Origin of the sequence: Thermatribacter velox (assembly GCF_038396615.1) — a bacterium.
In the GTDB taxonomy this organism is placed as follows: Bacteria; Atribacterota; Atribacteria; order Atribacterales; family Thermatribacteraceae; genus Thermatribacter; species Thermatribacter velox.
Window position 1 is genome coordinate 195,601 of the sequence record NZ_CP121689.1, and the last position, 21,888, is coordinate 217,488.

Consider the following 21,888-nt stretch of genomic DNA (forward strand, 5'->3'; position numbering starts at 1 on the left):
TGGATCAGGCCTGTTGCATAACCCAGAGGGCTTTCGTTAAGCCAGTGATTATTTGCCCATGAGAACTCCTGGTATGTAAGTTGAGAACCAGGGGACAAAGGTTATGATTAAAAGAGAGGCAACCAGGGCTATAAAGTAGGGAGCTACATTTCTCAGCACCTTCCCCATAGGCACCTTCGCTATGTCGCTTATCAGAAAGAGGGATAATCCCATGGGAGGCGTCATCAACCCCAGCATAAGGTTAAAGATGATGATTATTCCAAGATGTACTGGGTCTATGCCGGAAGCCAGGATAGGGGGTACGATTATGGGTACCACCAGAATGGTGGCGGTAGTGCTGTCGAGGAACATGCCTATTATAAACATCAGGACGTTGACAAAAAGGAGTAACAAAAGGCGGTTTTCACAGAACTGCCCTATGAAAGAATGAACCACGGCGGGAAAATTCTCTACTGCCAGTATCCAACTGAAAAGGGATGCCGAAGCCACAATAATCATGATTGCTGAGGTGGACCTGATAGTTTCATAGGTGGCCCGAAGCAGCGCTTTAAAATTAAAATCCCGGTAAACGAAGATGCTTATAAGGAGTAGGTAAGCAACGGTTATGCTGGCTGCTTCGGTGGGCGTGAAATAACCGGAGAGCATGCCAAAAACCAGCATCACCGGAGCAAGTAGCGAAGGGAGAGCCTCCTTAAAGTTGGCCCAGATTACCGCGAATTCGGCACGGGATTCAGCCCGGGGGAGGTTTCTAAACAGGGCGATTATGGCGGTGATAATCATCATGACCACTACGGCCAGAATGGCGGGCATAATTCCTCCCATAAGAAGCTTTATTACCGATGTCCCAGTTACCGCTCCATAGATTACCAGGGGAATGCTGGGAGGGAAAATGGGTCCGACGGTTGCTGAAGCCATGGTTACCGCAGCAGCAAACTCTTTCTTGAAGCCCCGCTCTTCCATGGCCTTGATTTCTATCTGCCCCAGGCCGCCCACATCCGCCAGTGCAGCGCCAGACATGCCGGAGAAAATCAGGCTGGCAAAGATGTTGACCTGGGCCAGTCCCCCCGGCAGGTGTCCTACCAGACTGTCAGCAAATTTGAATATCCGCTCTGTGTGCCTGGTTGAATTCATCAAGTTACCGGCAAGGATAAACACCGGGACAGCAACCAGCGGGAAGGAATTGAGCGCATAGTGAAAGCGTTGGGCAACTATGTCTATGGGGACGTGCTTAAGCAGGAAATAGATAACGCTGGGCAGCGTTATGGAGAGTATTACCGGAACACCGAGCAGAAAGAGTACTGCAAAAGTACCTATGAGCAAATAGACAATCATTTTTGGTCAGTCTCCCTTCGGCTGAAGAGCAAATATTTCCTGCAGACGAAGGTTCTTGCTTAGAAGAAGACACAGGGTTTTCAGCCCGTACTCGATGGTGAGCAGGAGAAAACCGAATGCAGTGGGAAAGAAAAATATAGGAAAAGGAATGCCCAGAGCTGGCGTAACGCTCTGATAGTTAATAATGATGCTCCGCAGAGCGGAGTAGAAAATGAGGCCAAATACAACCGTAGCCACAGCATAGACCAGAACGTCAATCACCAGCCTTACTTTCGCCGGTAACTTTTCTTTGAACTCCAGCATAGCGATATGCTCTCCTTTGCGGGCGGTGTATGCTGCAGAGACAAAGACGATAAAAATCAGGAAATACTGCGCTAACTCAATAGTATCAATGGTGGGCATCGGAATAGCAGTTGCCAGGGCTCTCAGGACTACTTGGAGGACCACAACTGCGACCATCAAAAGCAGAACCAGGCTACCCAGTAACCGGTCTATAACTCGAAGGTAATATACAAGTTTGGCCATTGGATTCCCTCGTAAACAGTTTTATTCAGGTAAAGAAAGTGGGAGCCAAGCTTGGCTCCCACTTTGGCACCCTGCAGGTTCAGGGGTCTATTTTCTGAATTTCTTCGATGTAACCAGTCCATTCAGGAAAATCTTTTCTGACCTGTTCCAATACTGCTTCCCTGAAGGCATCAACATCCAGACCGTCTTCCTTGGTGATGATGGTTACGCCCTTTTCTTTAAACATTTGAATATATTCCTCTTCTTTTTCCAAGGCGAATTTCAGGGAATATTCAGAGGTTTCTGCCATGGCCTGCTTGATCAGCTCTCGGTCGCTTTCCGGTATTCTTTCCCAGACATTGCGGTTTATGAAAACGCAGAGCAGGTCCACCATGTGCCCGGTGAGCATGATGTGCGATTGCACTTCGTAGAGCTTGGAAGCCCACATCTGAGCCAGGGGGTTTTCCTGACCTTCGATGAGACCGGTCATCAAAGCAGTGGGCACTTCAGCAATGGCCACTGGTACGGGGATGGCCCCCATTCCTTTGATGAGCGAAGTCCACATCTGAAGCGGTACACCCCTTATTTTCTTCCCCTTTAGGTCGGCAGGGCTGTAAACCGGGAAGTTAGCAGAAAGATGGCGGTAACCTCGAGTGTATGCACCGAGGACCAGCATATTGCCTTTTTTCATGAGTTCTTCGTTGATTTTTTGCATTACTGGTGAGGTTTCAGGGTTTACTGCTTTGATACCGTGTTCTATGTCCCGATAAAGATAAGGCAGGCTGAATACCGCTGCATCGGGATAAACCTGGGCCAAAGAAGCGAAGACGTGGTGACCCATTTCGATAATGCCAGATTTGACGCCGTTGATGAGCTCATTCACTTCGCCAAGCTGGGCGTGGGGATACACATCGATTATGATTCTTCCCTCAGTAAGTTCCTTAACCCGGTTGGAAAGGTAGAGAGCAAACTGATGCTGGGGGTCTTCGGTTCTTTCCACGTGGCCATACTTGAGATGCATTACAGCCCCTGCTATGCCTGACAATCCCAGAAGGAAAAAGCAAAGCACCATAAAAACTATTACCCAGTAAAACCTTTTCATCACTGTCCCTCCTTTGGTAGCAAAAGTTTGTGAGGATTAGGTAAATTTTTAGAAAGTAACTCTGGAGCTACGATAAGCTTGGTTACCCTTCAGCACCTCCTTTCTCGATTCAATTTGAGAAATTTAACAGAAGAAAATTCCCAATTTTCATTGTAAATAAAGTGGAAAACACTGTCAATAATACTAATTAATATTTTTAGTTCTTAACCACTTAATGGAAACGCATCCTGGAAGGGATGCGATAAGGTAGTTGCGGTATTTTCCAAAATAGCTGGTTGAGGTTTTCTTTGAAGGGGCGGCGGGCCGGGGCAAGCCCGCCTTAGTGGGAGGGGGGTTTTGAACTATATTTTACTTCACCTGGGCGGTGATTGCCAGCGCCTGCTTCATTTTAGCGTAGAGGTCAGTGTTGTCGTACCAACCATCAAAAAGTTCTGCTCCTGCGCCCATTGCAAACACGGGTACTGGTTCTCCGGTGTGAGAGTAAGTAGTCCAGCTGATGCCGGCTTTTTCTCCCATGAGATGGGTGAGTGTTACGGTGAGTGGATCGTACCCTTCGTAACGTAGCTGGGCTTCTTCGTTTTGAGGAATTTCTCCGGACATGCTGGCTGCAAAGGCTTCCTCCAGGCGTGCCAGTTCATATTCGGATACCGCCATGGCTACGGTTTTCGCTGCCTGAAGGTCGCCAGCTTTCGCCTTTTCGGTGAGTTGAGCTTTTTCCTCGTCAGAGAGCCAGAGGAGACCAAAGTTTTCCTGAATGACGGGCCAGAAGTTCTGCAAGCTTTGTTTGTCTGGGGGCGTGTTGTGTGCGTAGGCTTTCACTGTTTGTGCAAAGACTTCATGGGAAACTTTCTGGTTTTCAAGCAGTTCCAAGCGCAGGGTGGAGCCGGTGAGCGCATACCCCAGGCTTAGCCCCCCAGTTGCATGGTCGGCGGTGACGATGATCAGAGTTTCTTCAGGGTGCTGCTTGGAGAATGCTATCGCTTCGGCAACCGCCTGCTCGAAGTCCAAAATGTCCCCGATAGCCGCACGAATATCGTTAGCATGACAAGCCCAGTCAATTTTTCCGCCCTCGACCATCATGAAAAACCCATTGGGGTTATCAAGGAGTTCGATACCTTTGCGGGTTAGCTCGGCCAGGGAGAAATCGTCGGCGCTGCGATCTATGGCGTAAGGCATGGCTGAGGAGGTATCGAGAGTAGGATTGATGACCACCAGTTTTTCGGCAGGAGGGGTTAGCGTTTCAAATTCCTGGCGGCTCTGCACCACGCGGTACCCGTTTTGGGTGAGGATATCAAAAATATTTTCCTGACTCTTGTCTTTGCCGGTGGGATAGCGAAAACCACCCCCGGCAAAATAGTCGAAACCACTCTCTGCAAGCTGAAGAGCAATTTCGTAGTAATTGTTTCGGGAGGGGGTGTGGGCGTACATTCCTGCTGGTGTGGCGTGGTCCAGTGATACAGTACTCACAACTCCCACTTTCATCCCAGCGGATTTGGCTTCTTCGGCAAGTGTGGTTAGTTCTCGGGTTCGTTCAGCGTCCAGGTTTATGATTCCGGAGCGGGTCTTCTGTCCGGTGATCATGGCGGTTATCGCTGAGGCAGAATCGGTTATGTAGCTTCCAGCGTCAAAGGTACTCATGAGACCCACTACTGGGAACCTGGTGAAAGACAGGTGTTCTTTGCCTACCTGTTCGCTGTTCACATCGTTGAGGTACAATTCGGTGGCGTGGATTGAAGCCAGGCCCATCCCATCACCGATGAACAGGAACAGATACTTTACTCCGGCCGCGAAAGCCACTTGACCCACAAATAACCCTACCATACAGACGATTGCAACCCAGAAATAACGAAGCTTTCCGGACATGGTTAGACCTCCTCTTATTGTTTTTTGAACCTAACTGGCATAGAGAAGTTCAAAAAGTCACTAGCTTCATAGTATGCCAGGACTTCCTCTGGAGTGGCGTCTTCGGTAGGTTTCCAGAAGGGATTCTCGAGCAGGGTACTTTTTGCCACTTCCCAGAGTTCCGGGGTAGCCGTGAGACGGATTACTTGGTAAGAAAGTGTATCGGGCGTGAGGGTGTAAACCGTGTAGGACATGGGATACGTAACCGTGGAGGCGTTTTCGATATACCAGATCCCATTTTTTTCAACCGCTATGGTGCTTACGTGGCGGTGACCACAAAGGTAAAAGGAAACCTGGGGGTACCGTTCAAAAAGCGCAATCACTTCTTCGGCGTTATCAAGGTAATAGTTCTGCCACTCGGGTTTCTTTTCCTCTTCTCGGAAGGGAACCAGAAGGTGGTGTCCCACGACAATGGTGAGTTTTTCTTGGTTGGTGGCGAGTTGGTTTTCCAGCCATTCGAGCTGCGCCTTGTTCACCGTACCACCCCAGCTTCCTACCTTGGTGGTGTCGAGCCCGATAAGCAGGAGTCCAGGCACCGGTTCGGCGCTCCAGTAGCTCTTTGCTCCGTCGAAGCCGTACCCCTGGAGTGCAAAAACGGTGGTGTATTTGGAACTTCCGGTCAGGCTGGCCAGTGATGGCTCTTGATTTTTGGGAGGAATGGGGCTTACTTCGTGATTTCCCAGAACTGCGTACACCGGAACCCGGATTTCTTCCACCATTTCTCGCACCAAGTCGATGTTCCAGGGTTCGGCGTCTTTGGTCAAATCGCCAGTTACGATCACAAAATCGAGGTTTGGGAGGGCGTTAATCTGTTCAATAGCTTCTCTGAAAAGTTCTATCGAGGCGTCTTCCATTTTCACTGTGTTGCTGGTGTTTTGTGCAGGGTAGCTCAGATGGGGGTCGGAAATCACTGCGAACTTCACTTCTCCAAAAGCCCAGGCCACGGAGACGCTCCAGAGCACCGTTAGCACCAGGGTTAGCCAGAAAAACCGAAACAACCTGTGCACACTGAATCACTCCTTTCTTGATTTTGTGCCAGTAGGGTATCGGTGAACGGTTAAAGCGGTATGAAGCGGGAGCTAAAAATTTTTAAACTTTGTAAACCGCGTTTCAAAAACTGCTAAGCGGGACTTGGCATATCGTTTTCTTGGAGTATAATTTCCCAAAAACACAGGGAGGGACAGGCTTCATGATTCCTTTTCTGGAGTTTCTAACCAATGTAAGGGTGTGTCTCGCTGACGGAGCTATGGGCACGGAGCTTCTGCGGCGGGGGTATCCCCAGGAGGTGCCGCTTGAGCTTGCTAACCTGACCCATCCCGAGCTTGTGGAGCGCATTCACAGGGATTATCTCTCGGCTGGGGCAAAGCTTTTAGAAACCAACACTTTTGGAGCGAATACGATAAAGCTGGCTGCCTCTGGCTACGAACGGCAAGTGGCTGAAATCATCCGGGCAGGTGTGAACATTGCCCGCAAGGTAGGCCGGGAACAGGCATACGTTTTGGGTAGCATCGGGCCTCTGGGAAAACCGGTAGGAGACGGTTTTGGAGTGCGTGACGAGGAGGCTCGAGAGTCGTATCGGATCCAACTTGAAACCTTTTTGGAATGCGGTGTTGATGCCTTGCTTTTGGAAACCATGCCCTCGATTCGGGAAGTGGAACTCGCCCTTGAAGTGCTGAGTACTCTTTCTGCAAATGTTCCCTATATCGTGCAGTTTTCTTTTCTTCCTGATGGAAGTACTCCCTACGGAGAAGGATTGAACCGGGTGGTGGAGTTTTTGAAAGACATCGATGCCTGTGCAGTAGGCATCAACTGTGGTAGCGGACCCCGGGATGCGGTGAGAATTATCAGCTATTTTGCTGAACATCTTCCAGGTCCTTTTTCAGTTCAGCCCAATGCTGGGTATCCCCAGGTGGTGCAGGGGAGGTTGTTCTACGGAGCTTCCCCGGAGTATTTTGCTTCCTTTGCCCGGGATTTCGTGACCCTGGGAGTGAAGATCCTTGGTGGATGCTGTGGTACCACGCCGGCACACATTGAAGCGTTGGCCAAGGCCGTGCACGAAAAAGGAGCAGAGCCAACCATTGAGGTTTTTGAGCTTCAGGAGGAACCTGGGGAAGAAACGGCACTCCCTCCTTCCACCCTGGCGGAAAAGTTGGGGAACCAGTTCGTCGTCACCGTGGAGATTACCCCCCCTAAGGGAATAGACCTTGAGCGGGTTAAAGAGGGAGTCAATTTTCTCAAACAGGCCGGTGTTGATGCGGTGAACATCTCTGATTCTCCCATGGCTCGGGTGCGCATTTCTCCCATTGCTCTGGCTCACCTTCTCAAAGAAGAGTTGGGGATGGAATCCATCGTGCATTTTACCTGCCGGGACCGCAACTTTATTTCTCTGCAATCAGAACTCCTGGGTGCCGCTGCCTTAGGGATACAGAACATCTTGGCTCTTACCGGTGATCCACCTTCCATAGGCGACCACCCTTTTGCGCGTCCAGTGTTCGATGTGAATTCTGAGGGCTTGGTCCAGATTTTGAGTAAGCTTAATAGCGGAGTTGATTTTGCCGGCAATCCCCTGGGCAGGGCTACCAGTTTCACCATCGGTGTGGCCTTGAATCCCGGAGCTGCAGACCTCGATAGGGAGATCGAGCGCCTCAGAAGAAAAATAGAGTATGGAGCACACTTCATCCTCACCCAACCCATCTATGACGTGCAGGATTTAGAGCGCTTTCTGGAACGTTTTGCAGGGCCGCTTCCACCCATTTTGGGAGGAATCCTGCCTCTTCGCTCTTTCCGCCACGCCGAGTTTTTGCACAACGAGGTTCCGGGGATTACCATTCCTGAACAGTTCCGAAAGCGCATGGCTGAAGCGCAAAACCCGAAGGAGGAAGGCATTGCCATTGCTTGCGAGGTGATTGCCAGAATCCAGAAGATGGTTGCCGGCATTTACCTTATGCCCCCCTTTGAGAAATACGATATGGCGGTGGAAATAATCGGAAGGTTGCCAAAAGAGTGTAGACGGGGTTAACGCTACTGGCTGGGGCCGGACTGACCGAAAGCACAAGGTCCGGCCGGTTCCGGAGTTCGGCACTCCCTTTTTCTTCCCAAAGCACTCACCCTGCTGAAAAGAGGCGACTTCCTCCCCTATTCCGGGAAGCCGAAGCAGATGCTCAGGAATGAAGCGCTTGACATCCTCGGTTATTTCCACATAAGGAGCACCGCAAAACTCACAGCGGGGAATGGTTCGCTCAACCATACTGGTACGCCTCCCAGTTGGGGATTAAGAATAAGCCTTTGCGGGAAAACTCAGTCGGGTTTTTAAGGTAGGTGTCCTCAATAATTGCGATGACTTCGTCCGCTGGTAGGTTGTAAAGCATTTTGGCAAGGATTATCTCTTCTGGTGGGATCATTGCTCTACCAGAGAGCGAACGGAATAACTCCTTGATTTCTCTTTCAACCTCTAAATCGCTCTTTGGTAAATTTGAATTTTCTTTCTCTCTCTCATTCTCGTTTTTCCCTTTAGTTAAATGAGAGATAGTTAAATGGTTATAGTTAAATGAATATAGTTCCTCTTCAACCATTGAAGTTTGGCTCTTCAATGGTTGAAGTTTAGGACTACATTGATTGAAGTTTGGCGCTTCACTCATTGAAGTGTGTTCTCCATTGAGCAAAGTGCATTCTTCATTGATTGAAGTGTGTTCTTCACTGAGTGTTTCTTCATTGAGTGAAGTTTGGAGGTAGTAGATACTGTTTCCGTGCATACCGTGCCTTTTCTCCCTCCTGATCAGGCCGCACTCTTCAAGAATGCGCAGGGCTTTTCTCACTGATGCATCAGAACTTATCCCCGACACTTCCTTTATCCGCCCATAACTGGGAAAGCACTTGCCTTTCCGGTCAGCATGAAAAAGTAGGGCTAGGTAAACTGGAAACACGGAAGGACACTTTCTTTCACAAGCAATTTCCCCCAGCCTCACCACTACTTCATGGGGTAGCTTGATAAAAGTTTGCATTGGCAACACCCCTTTTTCTCAGTTTGACAGAAGCTCTGTAGCTTGAGGGCAAGCTCTGTCAAATCTATTGTTCATTTTCTATCCATTATATATGCTTTATGGATGACAAGGCGATGTTTATTTGACAAATTTCGTGTTTTTTATAAAAAATTTTACTTTTAAGGGTTTAGCATATTGGCCAGGAAGTGCCGAAAAATTGCTAATAGAAAAGGATTACGCCGTGGTTTTTGGAGGCGTTTAGGGGGTGTAGAAATAGGTACGTATGAGTCGTGTCTATTTGTGTCAATTTTAGTGGAAAAACAAGGCCTTGACTGACAGGTCCAAAACTCAGAAAGTCCATTTCTAAAGCCTTCGTTCTAAAAATTGAGCAAAAAGGAGAAGTGTTGGCTCGGTAATTGGAAAATTCTCGCGTGTTCTGGTTTGAACCCAAAGAGAAGTTGCCCGAAAAAGGTCGAAAGTTGCAAGGAGCAAAAGACCGCTCCCTCTTTCTTTACCTTTATTGACTTTTTTACCTTTTTTGATATAAAATTTATTGTGGCCTGATATGCTGGGAAGCTGAAATTAGAAAGGGGGGGATGGGTAGTGAGCAAAGCACAACGTGAAGCGCTCACCGAGGGGCTGTACCGACTTTCAGACCTTGAAAAGAAAGCACCACCTCTTTCTGGTGTTCCCACGGGAGTTCCAGGGCTTGATGCGCTTTTTTACCGCTTGGAGTGGAAAGAAGGAAAACCCCAGAGAGTGCCTCTTCCGGGTTTTCCACGCTATGCAGTGGTTCACTTAACTGGTGTTCCGGATACCGGTAAGTCCCTGGCTGCAGAGCAGTTTGCCTTAACTCAGGCTGAACGCAACGAAAAGGTGCTCCTGGTTACCGTGGAGCTTCCCGGCCCTTTCTTGGTGCAGAGTTTGCGAGAAAGGGCGCGAGCAATGGGCATTGACTGGGGAAAGGTGGAGCGCAACATCCTGCTTGCTGACTGTGCCACTCATGCCGAGCTACGGGACAACGTGGTGGCGCTTACCTCACTCATTGAGGGTGTGGTGGAGCGGGAAGGCGTAAAGCACGTGGTCATTGATTCGGTGACCGGGCTTTATGAGGGGAAAGAAATGATGGCCCGGGGCATTGTGCGCAAGCTTTACCAGACCATGAAAGCCCTTTATCAAACTGCTGTCTTTATTTCTCAGAAGCGTTCAAGTCATGAGGAAACTTCTGCTGAGGCGGCAGGTGGTTATGCAGTGCCCCACATTGTGGACTGCACCATCGTATTTTCCAAATTTACCGTTGCTTCCAAACAAGCAGCCAGCCTTTATGGAGCACCGGTTGGTGATGTGGTGCGCACTCTGCGCATCGATGGCTGTAGACTTTGTGGCCATGATACCCGCATTCACCGTCTGATCATCGATGAGCAGGGAATAGTGAAAGTGGAAGAACCCTTGAGTAAGGAGGGATGAGCGATGCAAGAAGTCATTCCTGGCAACTGGGGAAATCTGCAGAATTTCATTGAGGATGAGCTGGCTTACAAAGTGTTTGAAGAGAGCCTGCGTATCCTGGGAGGGCCCAGAAAAATCGTTCTTCTGCAACGCTTGACCTGGGTCTCTTCGTTGCTGGAGGCAGCGCTGGTCATCGTTCTGCGAGAAATTTTTGACAAAACAGCTGAGGAAATTGCTGCTGAACTGGGCATAAGTACTAACACGGTGCGCAACATTCTCAGAGCTGACCCGGAGCGGGCCCTGCAGTATCTGGAAGAAAAAATGAAGGATGAAGAAGCGGAAGCCAAAGGCGTACACGTGGCAGGTGGCTTAGCCAAAAAAGCTTTTGAAGAAATCCGCTCCCGACTCAAACTTTAACCATATCGGTTATAATGGATTAAACAAACCTGTTTGAAGGAGGGAAAGACCTTGAAAAAACCCGCGACCTTTGCTTTACCCCTGTTTTTTCTTGTGATACTGTTTGTGTTTCCGGTTATCGCGTTAGCCCAGGAAGAGGCGGAACTCCTGGAGCAGGCTGCTTCTTTGCTCCGAGAAGGGAACCTTGGAGAAGCCCAGAAACTCCTCGATGAGGCTCGTCTTTCGCTCTGGAACAAAGCACCCATGCGGGTCGAAAACTACACCTTCGTGGAAGAGGAAAGTCAGAGCTACGGTGTCTGGCGGGAACGCATTTCCAACTTTTTTGCTCCCGATGAGACCATCTACATTTACGCTGAGCCCAAAAACTACACCATCCTGAAAGAAGGCAATGCCTATCACATTTACTTTGAAACCGATTTCAACGTTTATGATATGGATGGCAACTTGTTGGGTGGTCAGGAATCGTTTGGCGAATTCCGCTACATTACCCGCTCCCCCGTTTATGAGACGTACCTGAACCTCTACTTTGATTTTGACATTGCACCGGGCGAATACGTGCTGGAAGTGATTTTACAGGATAAATTCTCTAATAAAAGCGCCAGCTTCCGGCTTCCCTTCCGCAAATAAAAGGTGGGCAGGTGGTTCCAGCAGTTTCCCTTTGTTGGCCGCGTGCTTGGGGTGTCGGGGTATCGACCTGAAAAATTCAGCATGTTATAATGACCGAAAAAATGCACAAAATACAGGGAGGTGTTTTTGTTGCCCGAACTATACGAGTATGAACTTGGAAAAGCTGCCGATATCCTAACCCGCGAGCTTTTCCGCCTTCAAGAAGGAGAAACCTTTGTTATCACTGCAGACACCGAAAGCGATCCCCGGGTGGTTGACGCTACTGCCCGGGCCGCTTTTTCTTGTGGTGCCAAGCCTCTGGTGGTGTGGATTCCCGCTCCGCTGGGTGTGGGCAAAGCTGCCGACCCCATGCTTCCCCAGGGAGCTCTGACTGCGCTTCTTAAGGAAGCCGACGCCTGGGTGGAGTTCAACAACCAGTGGCTGCTTTACTCCACTCCCTATGACATTGCGGTGAAGGAAAACAAGAAACTGCGCCATCTCTGCCTGGTGGGGATGAACGTTGACATGATGGTGCGCTGCATCGGCCGGGTCAACTATCCAGTGCTCAAGGAATTTGAAGAACGGCTTGCTGATATGACCCGCAATGCAAAACATGTCCGCATGACCACTCCCGCTGGTGAGGATGTGGAGTTTGAAAACGACCCCAACCATCCTGTGAACTGTGAACTGGGTTATGCCGATACCCCGGGTTCTCATATGATGTCGGGGCAGGTGGCCTGGTCTCCCAAACTGGATTCCATAAACGGGGTTATCGTCTTCGATGGCTCGGTGGTGCCCCCCATCGGTCTTTTGCGGGAGCCTATCCGCCTCACCGTGGAGAAGGGCAAAATTGTCAAGGTGGAAGGTGGCAAGGAAGCGGTAGAGTTTGAAAGCTGGCTGCGCAGTTTCAACCACCCCCAGATGTTCCAGATGGCTCACGTTTGCTACGGCTTCAACCCGGGTGCCAAGCTGACCGGCGATATTCTGGAAGATGAGCGAGTTTGGGGATGCACCGAGTGGGGCGTGGGCAACATCGGAGCTATTCTCATCCCACCCGACGGCATACCGGCGCCTTCCCACTCTGACGGTATCTGCCTCAACACTTCGGTCTGGCTGGATGGCAAATTAATCATTGACAAGGGCAGAGTAGTCGATGAGGAACTCAAGAAACTGGCTGCTTTGCTCGGTAAAGAGTGAGGGGTGATGGTTTTGAAAGTTGCACCGCTTATGAAAGGGGCAATGATTGCAGTCCGGGACTGCATGGGCGCAAAGCCCGGCGAGAAAGCTTTAGTGGTGACCGACACCGGTAAACTGCACATTGCCGAAAGCTTTCTGTACGCCTTTTGTGCTCTGGGTGTTGATGCTACGCTCTTTTTAATGCTTCCCCGTACCCATCATGCTGAAGAGCCCCCTGAAGAAGTAAAGGCAGCAATGTGTGCAAGCGATGTAGCGCTTCTGGTTACTACCTACAGCTTAACCCACACTCATGCTCGCATGGAGGCCACCGAGCGTGGGGTGCGTATTGCCAGCATGCCGGGAATAACCGAAGATATGCTTACTGTGGGAGCCATGACTGCCGACTACAACCAGGTGTCTGAGTTGAGCTGGAAGCTTACCCGAATGCTTGACGAGGCTGAAACAGCTGAAATTACCACCGAGCGGGGAACTAACCTCCGCATGAGTTTGAAAGGCAGAAAGCCGGGCACTCCGCCTGACGATGGGCTTTACCGGGAGCGGGGAAGATGGGGCAACCTTCCAGCAGGAGAGGCCTATATTGCCCCGGTTGAAGAATCGGTTGAAGGTGTAGCGGTTGTGGACGGTTCCATGTCGCCCCTGGGAGTTTTGAGCGAACCTATTGTGCTCACCATTGAGAGAGGCAGAGCGGTGAAGATTGAAGGGGGAAGAGAAGCTGCAGAGCTCAAGCGCCTGCTTGAAGAGCTCGATGACCCCAATGCCTATATGGTGGGCGAGCTGGGTATCGGAACCAACGAAAAGGCCCGAATAACCGGGAACATCCTGGAAGATGAGAAAGCTTTCCGGACCGTGCACATTGCGCTGGGAATGAACGTGGACATGGGTGGAATTATCGAGTCCAAGACCCACAACGACGGCATCATCTGTAATCCCACTCTGAAGCTGGATGGGAAGTTGGTTATGGATAAGGGAGAATTTGTAATTTGAAGGAATTATAAAATTTTCAAGGAGGTACAGCGTATGCAGTGGAAAAAGCTTTTAGCTCTGGCGGCAGTTTCCCTCCTGCTTTTGATGGCAGCAGGTGGGGTGCTGGCGCAGGAATCCCAGAAAATCGTCCGTTTCACCGAGGCCTGGCCCACCTACATCGACCCGGCCGTGGCTGCAGATTTTTCAAGTTCAGTTTCCGTGGCTAACCTTTATGATACCCTGGTTTTTCCCACTTACGATGGGGAAGTGGTTCCTCACCTGGCTGAACGCTGGGAAATTTCCGATGACGGACTTACCTATACCTTTTATCTCCGCAAGGGGGTTAAGTTCCACGACGGAAGTGAGCTTACTGCTGAAGACGTGGTATTTAGCATGAATCGTTTGCTCACCATTGGCCAGGGTTATAGCTACATCTTCAAACCGGTGATTGAAAAAGTAGAAGCACTTGATGACTACACCGTGCGCTTCACTCTCAAAAAATCCTTCGGTCCTTTCCTGTACGCTTTGGTGCGTCTTTACGTGCTCAATAAAGACCTGGTGATGCAGCACATAGAGGATACCGGTGAGTATGGCGAATACGGCGATTATGGCAAGCGCTGGTTGCTCACCCACGATGCGGGTTCTGGACCTTACATGGTCAAGGAGATGCGCATGGAAGAATACCTGCACGCCGTCCAGTTTCCTGATTACTGGAAGCCCATTCCCGAAGATGCACCCCTGGAGTTCAAATTTATCGGCACCACCGAGACAGCCACTGTGCGCACCCTGATGAGCAAGAGAGAGCTCGAGATTTCCGACTTCCGTCAGCCCGCTGAGTTTTACAAAAACATTGCCAAGCTTCCGGGAATCAAAGTAGCCAAACTCTTCGGAGGTAGCACTTTCTACTGCATGATGCATAATCAGAAACCGCCTACCGATGACATTCACTTCCGCAAGGCGCTGGCCTACTGCATCGATTACGATGCCATTGCCAACCAGATTTTCCCCGGAGCTCGTCAGGCTCAAGGTCCGGTGTCTTTCATTCTGCCCGGCCACAACCCGGACGTTTACCAGTACAAGCGCGACCTTGAAAAAGCCCGGGAAGAGCTCAAAAAGTCCAAGTATTATGAGCAGTTAGACCAGTACCCGGTGGATCTTGTCTGGTGTGCTGAAGTACCTGATGAGGAAAAGGTGGCTCTGCTTATCCAGGCCAATGCAGCGGAAATCGGCATCAAGGTCAACGTGGTGAAAACTCCCTGGATGAAGATTATTGACGAGGTCGCCACCCCGGAAAGCACTGCCCACATGTACCTGATTTTTGTTTCACCCCACTATGCGGAGGCTGGCTCCATGCTGCAGTCCAAGTACCACTCCTCGTCCTGTGGAACCTGGGAACAGACCGAGTGGTTGCAGGATCCCGAATTGGACGCCATGATCGAAGATGCCATCGCTACCGTAGATCATGAAGAGCGCTTTGCCAAGTACCGCAAGATTCAAGAGTACATTGTGGATCTGTGTCCTTCGCTTTTCCTTATCGACCAGCCGGAAAACTATGCCTATCAGGACTACTACATTGACTGGGTGGCTGCTGAGCGTGCCGAGCGGGGTGAGAAAGTCAACCCGGTAATGGGCTACAACCACTACATGCTGGATGTGAAAGTGTATCCCGAAAAGAGGGATGAGTTGCTTAAAAAATAAACATAGGTTAAAATAACCCAGTCTGAGGGGGGGAGCAAGGAAACCTGGCTCTCCCCTCTTTTTGTGGAGAAGAGGTCGAAGGTGAGGCAATGAACTTTTCAAGGTATTTAGCAAGGCGTTTGGGTTATTCGGTGTTCGTGTTGATTGGGCTTTCCATCGTGATTTTCCTGATTGCCCGCATGGTACCTGGAGACCCAGCCCGAGCAGCGCTCGGTCCCCGGGCAACCGAAGAAGCGGTGCAGGCCCTACGCGAAAAGCTGCATCTGGATAAGCCCATTTACGTGCAATATGTGTACTGGTTGAAATCGGTGTTGCAGGGAGACTTTGGTGAATCACTGTTTACCCGCCGTCCGGTGATTGAAGATGTTAAAGAATTTCTACCTGCTACTTTGGAGTTGGCCCTTTTTGCAGGGCTTTTCATGGCGGTTTTTGGAATCCTGCTGGGCATCCTCGCTGCTCGCTATAGCAACACCTGGGTGGACAACCTGATTCGGGTATTTTCCTATCTGGGCATTGCCACCCCGGCTTTTGTGGTGGCCATAATCCTGATGCTGGTTCTGGGCATGCGCTATGAAATATTCCCCACCATAGGCCGCCTTAGCTCCTGGGTGGAAGCCCCACCCCGTATAACCGGCCTTATCACGCTGGACAGCCTGATTACCGGCAATTTTGCGGCCTTTTTTGATGCTCTGAAGCATCTCTTTCTTCCAGCAGTGAGCCTTTCCTTGGGCGGTATGTTTCAGGAGGCGCGGATTACCCGCTCCAGCATGCTTGAGAATATGAAGAAAGACTACATTGCCGCCATGCAGGCCTATGGAGTTCCCAAACGAGTGGTAATGTCCAAATACCTGCTCAAACCCTCGGTCATTCCCACCGTTTCCATTCTGGGTTTGGACTTTGCCTCGTTGATTGGGAATGCCTTTCTGGTGGAACTGCTTTTCAACTGGCCAGGGCTTTCCCGCTACGGCATTAACGTGATGCTGCGCAAAGACGTGGAGGCCATCGTGGCGGTAATCATGATTTTGGGGATTGTATTCACCGTGGTCAACATCCTGGTTGACCTGATTGTGGCTTACCTGGATCCCCGCATCCGGCTGGTGGAAAGGGGTGAATGAAGTGCAGGAGATGGCTTTGAAGACGCAAAACGCTCGCCGCAGTACCTTGGGGTTGTGGTGGTACAAGTTTTCCAAGAACTACCTCTCGGTAATCGGTCTCATCATCGTTCTTTTTATCGTTTTTTGTGCGGTTTTTGCGCCCTGGGTAAGCCCATACCCGGAGCATGCTGGTCCTTTCGTAAACTATGGTGAAGCCAATCAACCCCCCAGCTTGAAGCATCTCTGCGGGACGGATATCTTTGGGCGGGACATCTTAAGCAGGATATTCTTTGCTTTCCGCTCCTCTCTTTTGATGGGAGTGGTGGTTCTGGCCATCGTGGTCCCGGTGGGGGTAACCCTGGGCCTTCTGGCCGGTTATTTCAAAGAAAGCTGGGTGGATGTTCTCATCATGAGGATAACCGATATTTTTCTTTCCGTTCCCCCGCTGATTCTGGCTCTGGCCATTACCTCGGTTCTCGAGCCCAACCTTACCAATGCCATGATTGCCGTATCAGCGATGTGGTGGCCTTGGTACACGCGGTTGGTTTACGGAATGGCTATTTCTCTGCGCAACGAATACTTTGTGCAGTCTGCGGAACTCCTGGGAGCCAGCAAACTGCACATCTTGTTCCGGGAAATTCTCCCTAACTGCCTTTCCACCATCCTCACCAAGATGACCCTGGATATGGGCTGGGTCATCTTGATTGGTGCAGCGTTGAGCTTTGTGGGTCTGGGCGAGCAGCCCCCCAAGCCGGCTCTGGGTACCATGGTGTCTGACGGGGCCAAGTACCTTCCTGAATACTGGTGGATGGCGGTTTTCCCAGGTCTGGCCATCATGCTGATTGTTTTGGGATTTAACCTACTCGGTGACGGCATCGGAGACCTTTTTGCCATGGAGGAGTCGTGAGCGTGGAACCGCTTTTGAACATAGAAGACCTCGAAGTGCATTTCAAGGTTTACGGTGGCTTTTTGCGAGTTCTGGACGGTGTTAACTTTCAGGTGTTTCCCGGTGAAAAAGTGGGTTTGGTGGGGGAAACTGGCTGCGGGAAGACCACTACCATGAAAACGGTGATGCGCATCCTTCCCCAGCCCCCAGGTGTGATTCGGGGAGGCAGGATTTTCTTTCGGGGCAAGGATGTGCTCAGGATGCGGGAGCAGGAAGTCGAAGCCCTGCGTAGGAAAAGCATCTCCATGATTTTTCAGGACCCCACCGCCAGCTTGAATCCGGTGTTCACCATTGGGGAGCAGATGCTGGAAGTGGTCCGCTTTGCACGAGGTGCAAAGGGTGAGGATTCTTCTAACCGAAAGATTGCTATTCGAGCACTTCAGGAAGTGGCTCTTCCTGACCCAGAGCGCATCCTGGCCAGCTACCCCCTGCAGCTTTCTGGAGGCATGCGCCAGCGAGTGTGCATTGCCATGGCGCTTTTGAGTCACAAGGAGCTGCTCATTGCTGATGAGCCGGGCACTTCTTTGGATGTTACCATTCAGGACCAGATTTTGCGCCTCATCCACCGCCTGGCTGAAGAGCGCAACATGGCGGTGATTCTTATTTCTCACTCCTTAGGAGTGATTCGGGAGTGGACGGACCGGGTGTACGTGATGTACGCTGGCTATATGATTGAAGAGGCAAAAACTGCCGAGCTTTTTGCCGAACCTCTCCACCCTTACACTCAGGCGCTAATGCGCTGTGTTCCCAAGCTCACCGGAACAGGTGTTTTTGAGGGGATACCAGGCAGGATACCCGACTACTTCGATCCACCTTCGGGCTGCCGTTTCCATCCTCGCTGCCCGCAGGCCTTCGAGCGCTGCTTAAAGGAAAAACCTCCTTTTTATGAAGTAAAAGACGGCCACCGGGTGGCCTGTTTTTTGTTTGGAGGAAAGAGCGATGCATGAAGTCCTGCTTGAAGTTAAGGGTCTGAGGAAATTTTTCCACACTTCTCGGGGTACTGTTAAAGCGGTGAATGAAGTTAGTTTCACGGTGAGCGAAGGCGAGACCCTGGGCTTAGTTGGGGAATCAGGCTCTGGGAAAAGCACCGTTGCCTACATGGTGATGGGCATGTACCGACCCACAGCGGGAGAAATCATTTTTGAGGGAAAAAACATTGCTATTCCTCATCAGAAAAGGCCCCTTTCCATAAAGAAAAACCTGCAGATTGTTTTCCAGGATCCAGGCTCTTCTTTAAACCCCAGGCGCAGCATTGGCCAGATTCTGGAGTTGCCCTTGCGGATACACCTTTCTGTTCCACCGCAAAAGCGGGAAGAAAAACTGGAAGAGCTGCTCTCCATGGTGGAGCTTCCTGTTGATTACCTCAAAAAATATCCCCGGGCCCTGGGTGGAGGAGAGCGGCAGATGGTGGCCATTGCCCGGGCCTTGAGCACCAACCCCCGCTTGGTGGTCCTTGATGAGCCCACTTCGGCTCTGGATGTTTCCATTCAGGCCAAAATCATCAATACCCTGATGCGCATTCAGAAAGAGCGTAAGTTAGGGTATCTCTTTATCACCCATGATTTGAGCCTTATGCGCAACATCGCCCATCGAGTGGCTATTATGTATTTGGGGAGAATTGTAGAACTTGCTCCAGCCAGAGAGTTTTTTGAAAAGCCCCTGCATCCTTATACCCAGATGCTCATCGCTGCAGTGCCAGTGGTCTCTGAAGAGGAGGAACGCTTCAAGCCGGAGAAGGTGGTCTCCCGGGGAGAGATACCAAGTCCTATTAACCTTCCTTCGGGATGCGTTTTTCACCCGCGCTGTATCAGCGCAGAAGAGCGCTGCAGAGTTGAAGAGCCGCCCATGGTAGCGATTGACGAAAACCACCTGGTGCGCTGTCACCTTTACCGCTGAGCGGCTGGTTTTTGGTAGCTTGCGTTTGCCACCCCTTCCTCTTTTGGGGAAGGGGTTTTTGGTTTATGGGAGGGTGGCGACCTTTTATTCTGGTTTTTTTAAAAGCTTTCTGTTTCCTGGTTAACTTTTATGTCTACTCCAAGCACTCCCTGAGGCTTTCCAGATGAAGTAGGGATGGGCAGTGATATGGTGATGCAAAATTGTCGGGTTATGGCGGAAACATAAATTGGGGAAAAGTATATCTCGCCTTTCATGGCTTCTTGCCACCAGGGACGCACCCGGGCGTTGGCCAGTCCTGCTGGAGGGATGCTTGCAATGAAGGTCCCATCATCGCGGGCAGTGTATATGGCTTCCAGGAGAGGGTGCTGATCTATGAAAGACTGGAGGGCTTTTTGATGAGCCTCGGTTGAGAGGCTCTGTATTTCCTTGGACAGGGTGAGTTCTTGGAGTTCTGCAACAAGGTCCTGAAATTCTTTTTTTTCTGCAGGAGAGAAGAGCTTCTCCTTGCGAATGGATATCGTTTCCAGGGAAGCCTTTATTGCTTCACTTACTCTGCTAAGCAGCGTCATAGCATTGCGGAGTTTTGGGGCAGTCTCCTCCCATTGTTCGAGATGGGTTTGCAGGCTATTGAAGTAGCGTTCAAATTCTTCCTGCATAGCTTTCGTTCTGTTTCTGACCTGGTTCATGTTTTCGCTTTGAGAGTGGAATCCTCTTTTGACTTCTACAAAAATACTTTGTACGGTGGTTGAGGAATCTTTCTGCCGGCTGGCAAGCTCTGAAAGGGCTTGAAAAACCTCGCTCTTGAAACTTTCCATTACTTGGGATGCTTCTTTTGTAACCTGAGAACTCTGTTCGGCAAGATCTTTAACGGCTCTGGCTACAGCGGCGAAGGCCTGACCCTGGGTTCCAGCTCTGGCTGCTTCGATTGAGGCATTGATGGCTACGAGACGGGTTCGGTCAGCAATGTCACTTATGTGGTGGAGAACCCGGTCCACTTCCCCAAGTGTGTGGTCAACGGCTTCAAGATGGGTGCGTGTCGTTTGGGCCATCGCTTCCACTTCCCGAGCAATGCTTTCCAGGGACTGGGTGAAACTGCTTAATCGTTCCAATTCTTGATGACTTTTCTGGATGATCTGGGTGAGTTCGTTGACAGTATTGTTAAGGAAGGAAGTAGCTTTTTCAAGGTCTGTATAACTTGCCCAGAGTCTTTCGGTTTGTGCTGAAGCAGCATCGATTTCTTCGGCTACCGAGCTCACCTGGGCGGAAGTGGCTTCAAGCTCCTCTTCAAAACGCAGGAGAATTTTCCGTGTTTTTTCAAGGAGTGTGCCTACTTCCTGGCAGGAACTGCCAAATGCGTCCACCGAAACCGGCGTTGTTAAGTCTCCTTCAAGCATTCTTTTCAGCTCGTTTTTTACCAGCTGGAGCGCATCCCCCGAGAAGGCCTGACCCATTTTCTATCCTCCTTCCAATAAAAAAGGTGCTTGGGAGAGTACTCTCCCAAGCACCTTTGCTTTACTTTGCCTCCTTGCCCTTGTTACAAACAGTTTAGCACGAAAGTGTTTTTAGTCAAGAACCGAGGGCATTTTTCACCGAACGAGATTGGCAAAAAAGGGCACCAGAACCGGGACTGCTAAGGAGTGAATGACTCCGCTCATCATGGCCAGAGCATCTAAGCGGCCCTTGCTTATGCTGGAGAGAAGCGGCAAAGTGGTGTCCATAGAGGTGGCACCACCCATGGCCACTGCTGGCCAGCCTCCTAAGCGCTGGTAGACCACCTCTCCCCCCAGGAAGGTGAGAATTTCCCGAAAAATGTTACTCAAGAAAGCGATTACCCCTACCGAAGCTCCAAAGACGGGAGTGAGCAAAATTCCAGAAAGCGAATACCAGCCGAAACCACATCCCACGGCTGCGCTTACAAGTGGTGACATGTTTAAAAAAATCCCGGCTAAGGCACTGAAGGCCACGGTTCCCCCCATACTCAGGGCAGGAAGAAGTAGGCTGCGCCAGCCCATCTTTTTGATAAGTGATAACGCCGAACGATTACCGGCTATTTCCACTCCAATCCCAAACACCAGAAATACCAGGGCCAGAGTGAGCAGGAGTTCAGCCTTTTCCACAAATATTCCTGGTAAAGCTCTAAAATAACCCGCTGCAACGCCTAAGGAAAAAGCGAGGGCTATTTTCCAGGTCATGGTTTTTCCACGGTTAAGTATTTTTCGCCAAAGTAAGCAAAAAGGATGCTTCCAGCCACGGAGAAACTGCTGATGAGCAGAGCTCTCCAGCCGATTTGTGCAAAGTTCTGCATAGCCTGGGGGTTACTTCCCACTAAAAAGCCGATGAGAAAAACCAGAACCAGAACTCCCCAACCCTGGGCCTTGCTTGAGAAAGCAAGGTAAGCCTGGGCAGGTTTTCCAGAGAAAGAAAAAGCAATGCCAGCTATAAGGGCTGCAATAATTGGAAGCAACTTTGCTCACTCCTTACCGGATTTTCCTTAAATATAGCCTGGCCGAAAGCTTATTTCAAGCGTGTTTTGGGAGTTTTTTGTGGAGAGTGGCTTTCTCAACTGGCATCGTGCCAGATTGGCGGAGGTTTTTGCTGCTTTCGTCCTAAGCTGACGCTGGCTGCGCTGGTGTCGTGCTTAACGATGGTTGCACAGCCATTCTGAACCGGCGCCTACCGGTTAATGCCACCCTGACTTGGCTTCCACCTTTGGTGGAAGCCGTCATGACTGGCCTTAATATTAATATTAAGGCCGTGCTGAATTGGTGTCGGCCCTGTCAGTACCGCCCTGAACCGGCAACGGTT

At 50.4% G+C, this 21,888-nt stretch carries 20 protein-coding genes; 11 read left to right on the top strand and 9 right to left on the bottom strand.

What is annotated here, in order from left to right; all coding sequences use genetic code 11:
• Positions 1-48: 48 nt before the first annotated feature.
• The 5 genes from QBE54_RS01020 to QBE54_RS01040 form a co-directional block, all read right to left on the bottom strand.
• Positions 49-1,332, bottom strand: coding sequence for a TRAP transporter large permease (locus QBE54_RS01020; protein ID WP_369018504.1), 1,284 nt, complete (start codon positions 1,330-1,332; stop codon positions 49-51).
• 6 nt (positions 1,333-1,338) lie between these two features.
• Positions 1,339-1,857, bottom strand: coding sequence for a TRAP transporter small permease (locus tag QBE54_RS01025; RefSeq protein WP_369018505.1), 519 nt, complete (start codon positions 1,855-1,857; stop codon positions 1,339-1,341).
• A gap of 79 nt (positions 1,858-1,936) precedes the next feature.
• Complete coding sequence (locus tag QBE54_RS01030) at positions 1,937-2,938, bottom strand: TRAP transporter substrate-binding protein (RefSeq protein ID WP_369018506.1); 1,002 nt, start codon at positions 2,936-2,938, stop codon at positions 1,937-1,939.
• A gap of 348 nt (positions 2,939-3,286) precedes the next feature.
• On the bottom strand, positions 3,287-4,801 hold the full coding sequence (locus QBE54_RS01035) for an alkaline phosphatase (RefSeq protein WP_369018507.1): 1,515 nt from the start codon (positions 4,799-4,801) through the stop codon (positions 3,287-3,289).
• Between the two features lie 14 nt (positions 4,802-4,815).
• On the bottom strand, positions 4,816-5,847 hold the full coding sequence (locus QBE54_RS01040; RefSeq protein WP_369018508.1) for a metallophosphoesterase: 1,032 nt from the start codon (positions 5,845-5,847) through the stop codon (positions 4,816-4,818).
• A 182-nt stretch (positions 5,848-6,029) separates the two neighbouring features.
• Between QBE54_RS01040 and QBE54_RS01045 the strand changes: the two genes are divergently transcribed.
• On the top strand, positions 6,030-7,859 hold the full coding sequence (locus QBE54_RS01045; RefSeq protein WP_369018509.1) for a bifunctional homocysteine S-methyltransferase/methylenetetrahydrofolate reductase: 1,830 nt from the start codon (positions 6,030-6,032) through the stop codon (positions 7,857-7,859).
• Between the two features lie 220 nt (positions 7,860-8,079).
• On the opposite strand, the gene QBE54_RS01050 is transcribed toward QBE54_RS01045, so the two are convergent.
• On the bottom strand, positions 8,080-8,841 hold the full coding sequence (locus tag QBE54_RS01050; RefSeq protein ID WP_369018510.1) for a helix-turn-helix domain-containing protein: 762 nt from the start codon (positions 8,839-8,841) through the stop codon (positions 8,080-8,082).
• Between the two features lie 582 nt (positions 8,842-9,423).
• Here QBE54_RS01050 and QBE54_RS01055 point away from each other — a divergent pair.
• From QBE54_RS01055 to QBE54_RS01100, 10 genes are all read left to right on the top strand, one after another.
• Positions 9,424-10,287 (top strand): KaiC domain-containing protein, encoded by an 864-nt coding sequence (locus QBE54_RS01055; RefSeq protein ID WP_369018511.1) that lies wholly within the window; start codon positions 9,424-9,426, stop codon positions 10,285-10,287.
• Between the two features lie 3 nt (positions 10,288-10,290).
• Complete coding sequence (locus QBE54_RS01060; protein ID WP_369018512.1) at positions 10,291-10,683, top strand: sigma factor-like helix-turn-helix DNA-binding protein; 393 nt, start codon at positions 10,291-10,293, stop codon at positions 10,681-10,683.
• A 51-nt stretch (positions 10,684-10,734) separates the two neighbouring features.
• Positions 10,735-11,310, top strand: a complete 576-nt coding sequence (locus QBE54_RS01065) for a hypothetical protein (RefSeq protein ID WP_369018513.1) — start codon at positions 10,735-10,737, stop codon at positions 11,308-11,310.
• A 129-nt stretch (positions 11,311-11,439) separates the two neighbouring features.
• Positions 11,440-12,486: an aminopeptidase gene (locus tag QBE54_RS01070; protein WP_369018514.1), complete on the top strand. Its 1,047-nt coding sequence runs from the start codon at positions 11,440-11,442 to the stop codon at positions 12,484-12,486.
• A 6-nt stretch (positions 12,487-12,492) separates the two neighbouring features.
• Complete coding sequence (locus QBE54_RS01075) at positions 12,493-13,470, top strand: aminopeptidase (protein WP_369018515.1); 978 nt, start codon at positions 12,493-12,495, stop codon at positions 13,468-13,470.
• A gap of 33 nt (positions 13,471-13,503) precedes the next feature.
• Positions 13,504-15,147, top strand: a complete 1,644-nt coding sequence (locus QBE54_RS01080) for an ABC transporter substrate-binding protein (protein ID WP_369018516.1) — start codon at positions 13,504-13,506, stop codon at positions 15,145-15,147.
• A gap of 89 nt (positions 15,148-15,236) precedes the next feature.
• Positions 15,237-16,262, top strand: a complete 1,026-nt coding sequence (locus QBE54_RS01085) for an ABC transporter permease (RefSeq protein WP_369018517.1) — start codon at positions 15,237-15,239, stop codon at positions 16,260-16,262.
• Positions 16,263-16,272: 10 nt separating this feature from the next.
• A complete protein-coding gene (locus QBE54_RS01090) occupies positions 16,273-17,148 on the top strand; it encodes an ABC transporter permease (RefSeq protein ID WP_369019370.1) in 876 nt (291 codons plus the stop codon).
• Between the two features lie 2 nt (positions 17,149-17,150).
• Entirely contained in the window at positions 17,151-18,134 is a 984-nt protein-coding gene (locus QBE54_RS01095; protein ID WP_369018518.1) for an ABC transporter ATP-binding protein, read from the top strand.
• Positions 18,127-19,083 carry an ABC transporter ATP-binding protein gene (locus QBE54_RS01100; protein ID WP_369018519.1) on the top strand — a complete coding sequence of 319 codons (957 nt, stop codon included), beginning with the start codon at positions 18,127-18,129 and terminating at the stop codon, positions 19,081-19,083. The genes QBE54_RS01095 and QBE54_RS01100 overlap by 8 nt, the downstream gene beginning before the upstream one ends.
• A gap of 98 nt (positions 19,084-19,181) precedes the next feature.
• Here the strand turns inward: QBE54_RS01100 and QBE54_RS01105 are convergent, their stop codons facing one another.
• The 3 genes from QBE54_RS01105 to QBE54_RS01115 all read right to left on the bottom strand — a co-directional run bounded on the left by QBE54_RS01105 (position 19,182) and on the right by QBE54_RS01115 (position 21,547).
• The gene (locus QBE54_RS01105) at positions 19,182-20,534 is read right to left on the bottom strand and encodes a methyl-accepting chemotaxis protein (RefSeq protein WP_369018520.1); all 1,353 of its coding nucleotides are present in this window, start codon (positions 20,532-20,534) and stop codon (positions 19,182-19,184) included.
• A gap of 135 nt (positions 20,535-20,669) precedes the next feature.
• Positions 20,670-21,275: a lysine exporter LysO family protein gene (locus QBE54_RS01110; RefSeq protein WP_369018521.1), complete on the bottom strand. Its 606-nt coding sequence runs from the start codon at positions 21,273-21,275 to the stop codon at positions 20,670-20,672.
• Positions 21,272-21,547 (bottom strand): LysO family transporter, encoded by a 276-nt coding sequence (locus QBE54_RS01115; RefSeq protein WP_369018522.1) that lies wholly within the window; start codon positions 21,545-21,547, stop codon positions 21,272-21,274. Before QBE54_RS01115 ends, QBE54_RS01110 begins: the two co-directional genes overlap by 4 nt.
• Positions 21,548-21,888 lie beyond the last annotated feature (341 nt).